This is a genomic window from Neobacillus fumarioli NBRC 102428 (assembly GCF_001591485.1).
Lineage (GTDB): Bacteria > Bacillota > Bacilli > Bacillales > Cytobacillaceae > Neobacillus > Neobacillus fumarioli.
In genome coordinates, this window is sequence record NZ_BCUZ01000184.1 from 1 (window position 1) to 3,663 (window position 3,663).

The 3,663-nt window shown below is 42.8% G+C and carries 4 protein-coding genes; 1 reads left to right on the plus strand and 3 read right to left on the minus strand.

The features are described from left to right. Positions 1-92 precede the first annotated feature (92 nt). From BFU02S_RS15130 to mce, 3 genes are all read right to left on the minus strand, one after another. Positions 93-1,214, minus strand: coding sequence for a tripeptidase T (locus BFU02S_RS15130; RefSeq protein WP_066372432.1), 1,122 nt, complete (start codon positions 1,212-1,214; stop codon positions 93-95). Between the two features lie 117 nt (positions 1,215-1,331). Then, positions 1,332-2,879, minus strand: coding sequence for an acyl-CoA carboxylase subunit beta (locus tag BFU02S_RS15135; protein ID WP_066372435.1), 1,548 nt, complete (start codon positions 2,877-2,879; stop codon positions 1,332-1,334). Positions 2,880-2,885: 6 nt separating this feature from the next. Beyond that, positions 2,886-3,290, minus strand: coding sequence for a methylmalonyl-CoA epimerase (mce, locus tag BFU02S_RS15140; RefSeq protein ID WP_066372437.1), 405 nt, complete (start codon positions 3,288-3,290; stop codon positions 2,886-2,888). Positions 3,291-3,442: 152 nt separating this feature from the next. Here mce and prli42 point away from each other — a divergent pair, with 152 nt between their 5' ends. Then, positions 3,443-3,541, plus strand: a complete 99-nt coding sequence (prli42, locus tag BFU02S_RS16895; RefSeq protein ID WP_157075961.1) for a stressosome-associated protein Prli42 — start codon at positions 3,443-3,445, stop codon at positions 3,539-3,541. Positions 3,542-3,663: the final 122 nt, after the last annotated feature.

Consider the following 3,663-nt stretch of genomic DNA (forward strand, 5'->3'; position numbering starts at 1 on the left):
AGAAGGAACTGTCTACAGTTCCTTCCTTATTTGAATCTATAAAACTAAAACTGATAAAAACAAAGGAGCCAAAAAGGCTCCCTTTCCCATTGTTATTGATTTGCAACTTCATCAATGATAGCAAGTGTCATTTCGGCTAGTTTGTATAATTCTTCAATTGGCATGCGCTCATTGGTTGTGTGGATTTCTTCGTAGCCGACAGCCAGGTTTACGGTTGGGATACCGAATCCGGCGATGACATTAGCATCACTGCCGCCGCCACTGTGCTGGAGTTCGCAGCTGCGGCCAATTTTCGCTGCAGCTTTGCGGGCGATTTCTACGACTTTGTCCCCTTCGCCAAATTTAAAGCCAGGATACATAACTTCGACTTCAACCTCTGCTTTGCCTCCCATTTCGGCTGCAACAGATTCAAAAGCTTCTTTCATTTTGCTGACTTGTGCTTGCATTTTTTCTGGGATTAATGACCGAGCTTCTGCTAAAATATCGACGCGGTCACATACGATATTCGTTGCCTGTCCGCCTTCAAAGCGGCCGATATTTGCGGTTGTCTCCTTGTCGATTCTTCCAAGCGGCATTTTGGAAATAGCTTTTGCAGCTATTGTGATCGCAGAGATCCCTTTTTCCGGTGCAACACCGGCATGAGCAGTTTTTCCGTAAATCACTGTTTTAATCTTTGCCTGTGTTGGTGCTGCCACCACAATATTGCCGACTAAACCATCACTATCAAGTGCATAGCCGTATTTTGCTTTCAGTAAAGAGGGATCAAGTGCTTTTGCCCCCATAAGTCCAGACTCTTCTCCTACTGTAATGACAAATTGAATCGATCCATGCGGAATGTTTTGCTCTTTTAGGACACGGATCGTTTCTAGCAAGACAGATATCCCAGCTTTATCATCCGCACCCAGGATGGTCGTACCATCGGTTACAACATAGCCGTCTTTAATTGATGGCTTTACACCTTTTGCCGGGACAACGGTATCCATGTGGGATGTAAAATAAATTGGATCTACACCTTCCTTTGTTGCTGGAAGAGTGCAAATTAAATTTCCCGCTCCATGCCCTGTCACAGATGTCGTATCATCTTCAAACACTTCAAGACCGAGATCAGAGAACTTTTTCTTCAGCACTTTGGCAATCTCTGTTTCATGTTTTGTTTCGGAATCAATTTGAACAAGTTCTAAAAATTCATTTAAAAGACGTTCCTGATTGATCATCGCATGAACCTCCAAAATATATGTACTTTACCAACTATTTCAGTATACCTTTATCCAAACTCATCAGCAAATGAAAGGCTGTGTGCCGAACACAGCCTAGACAAAAGAATCCACTTTTTAAAGCGGAATATTCCCGTGCTTTTTGTAAGGCCTTGATTCTTTTTTATTGCGAAGCATTTCTAAAGCCTGAATAATTTTGATCCTAGTTTCACGCGGGTCGATTACATCATCCACCATGCCTCGTGCTGCAGCAACATATGGATTTGCAAATTTAGCACGGTACTCTTCAATCTTTTGTTGCCTTGTTAATTCTGGATTTTCACTATTGATGATTTCCTTAGCAAAAATAATATTGGCTGCTCCTTGCGGTCCCATTACGGCAATTTCTGCATTCGGCCAGGCATAGACAAGATCAGCTCCGATCGACTTGCTGTTTAAAGCCACATAGGCACCGCCATATGCTTTTCTTAAAATAATCGTTAGTTTTGGCACGGTGGCTTCTGAATAGGCAAATAGTATTTTCGCACCGTGGCGAATGATACCGCCATGCTCCTGTTTAACGCCCGGAAAGAAACCGGTAACATCTTCAAAGGTAATAATCGGAATATTAAATGAATCACATGTCCGGATAAACCTAGCTGCTTTATCAGATGAATCAATATCAAGGCCGCCAGCCATAATCTTCGGCTGATTGCAGACAAGCCCCACCGTCTCACCTTTGACTCTGGCAAAGCCGACGACAATATTTTTGGCAAAATCTTTATGAATTTCCATAAAAGAATCCCGGTCAACGACTTGCTCAATGACAATGCGGACATCATAAGGACGCACTGCATCAAATGGAATCAAATCGGTGAGATCCGGGCGATAATCGTCCTCATCCAAGGAATTAGCAAGTGGCGGTTTTTCTTGGTTATTTTGCGGCAAATAGCTAAGCAGGCGGCGGACTTCAAGCAATGCTTCTTCTTCGGTTGCTGCCCTGAAATGGGCATTCCCGCTGATGGTGTTATGTACATTCGCTCCGCCAAGGTCTTCAGCACTGATTTTCTCCCCTGTAACAGTTTCGATGACCTTTGGTCCGGTAATAAACATCTGACTCGTCTTCTCCACCATAAACACGAAATCAGTGATCGCCGGTGAATAAACAGCACCCCCCGCACATGGCCCCATAATCACAGATATTTGCGGGATGACGCCTGAATAAATTGAATTTCGGTAAAATATATGTCCATATCCATCTAAAGACACGACACCTTCCTGAATCCGAGCCCCTCCTGAGTCATTAAGCCCGACAAAAGGTGTTCCATTCTTGGCAGCTAAATCCATCACATTGGCAATCTTTTTGGCATGCATTTCGCCCAGGGCTCCGCCAAATACGGTAAAGTCCTGTGAAAATAAATAAATCGGCCGGCCGTTTACTTTTGCATATCCAGTTACGACCCCATCTCCAGGACCTTTTTGTTCATCCATCCCGAAATCATGGGTACGATGTTCGATAAACGTGTTCAGTTCAACAAATGTACCTTTGTCTACTAAAAGATCAATTCTCTCTCTTGCGGTCAATTTCCCTTTTTCATGCTGTTTTTCAATACGCTCGTCACCGCCGCCGAGTTCTACTTCTCTTCGCCTGTCATATAATTCATTAATTTTTTCATAGATGTCCATTTTGGTTTACTCCTTTTTTTCACATAGTTCGAATAATACCCCTAATGCAGATTTGGGATGCATGAAAGCAATCTGCGCCCCTCCTGCCCCAGGCCGTGGGGTTTCATCAATCATGCGAATCCCTCTTTCTTGCATTTCACTGATTCTCGCTTCAATCGATTCCACACCAAGTGCCACATGATGAATGCCTTCACCGCGTTTTTCAATAAATTTCGCTACAGCGCTTTCATTTGAAACAGGCTCAAGCAGCTCCAACTTTGTTTGTCCCGCCTCGATAAAAGCAACTCTTACCTTTTGGCTCTCAACTTCTTCAATTCTTACTAGAGGAAGGCCCAGCACATCAGTATAAAAGGGGAGTGCTGCCTCAAGCGATTTCACGGCAATTCCAATATGATCGACTTTTTTAATCATTCAAACCCCTCTAATCTGATCGTAAAATAATTTCGACAAATATTGTATTCGCGAAAAAATTCATAAATCCTTCCTAATTTGTACAGTTGTATAGCTCGGCTTTTCCGAGTAAAATAAAAGCTAACCTAGGAATAATAGGAGGTATCCTGATCATGTCCAGTAAGAGAGGCAGAAAAATCATTGTATTTTTAATGCTAGGTGCTATGCTCGCATCCACCCTCCTAATTGGAATCGGCCAGTTTATGAAATAAGATATAAAAAAAAAGGGAGTGTTCAAATCGAACATTCCCTTCTTAAATATAAAAAAAGTATAAATTTTGGCTTCGAGAATTGTCCAGCGCAAGCGGCCTAGCCCCTCGTTATGTGCTCCTTA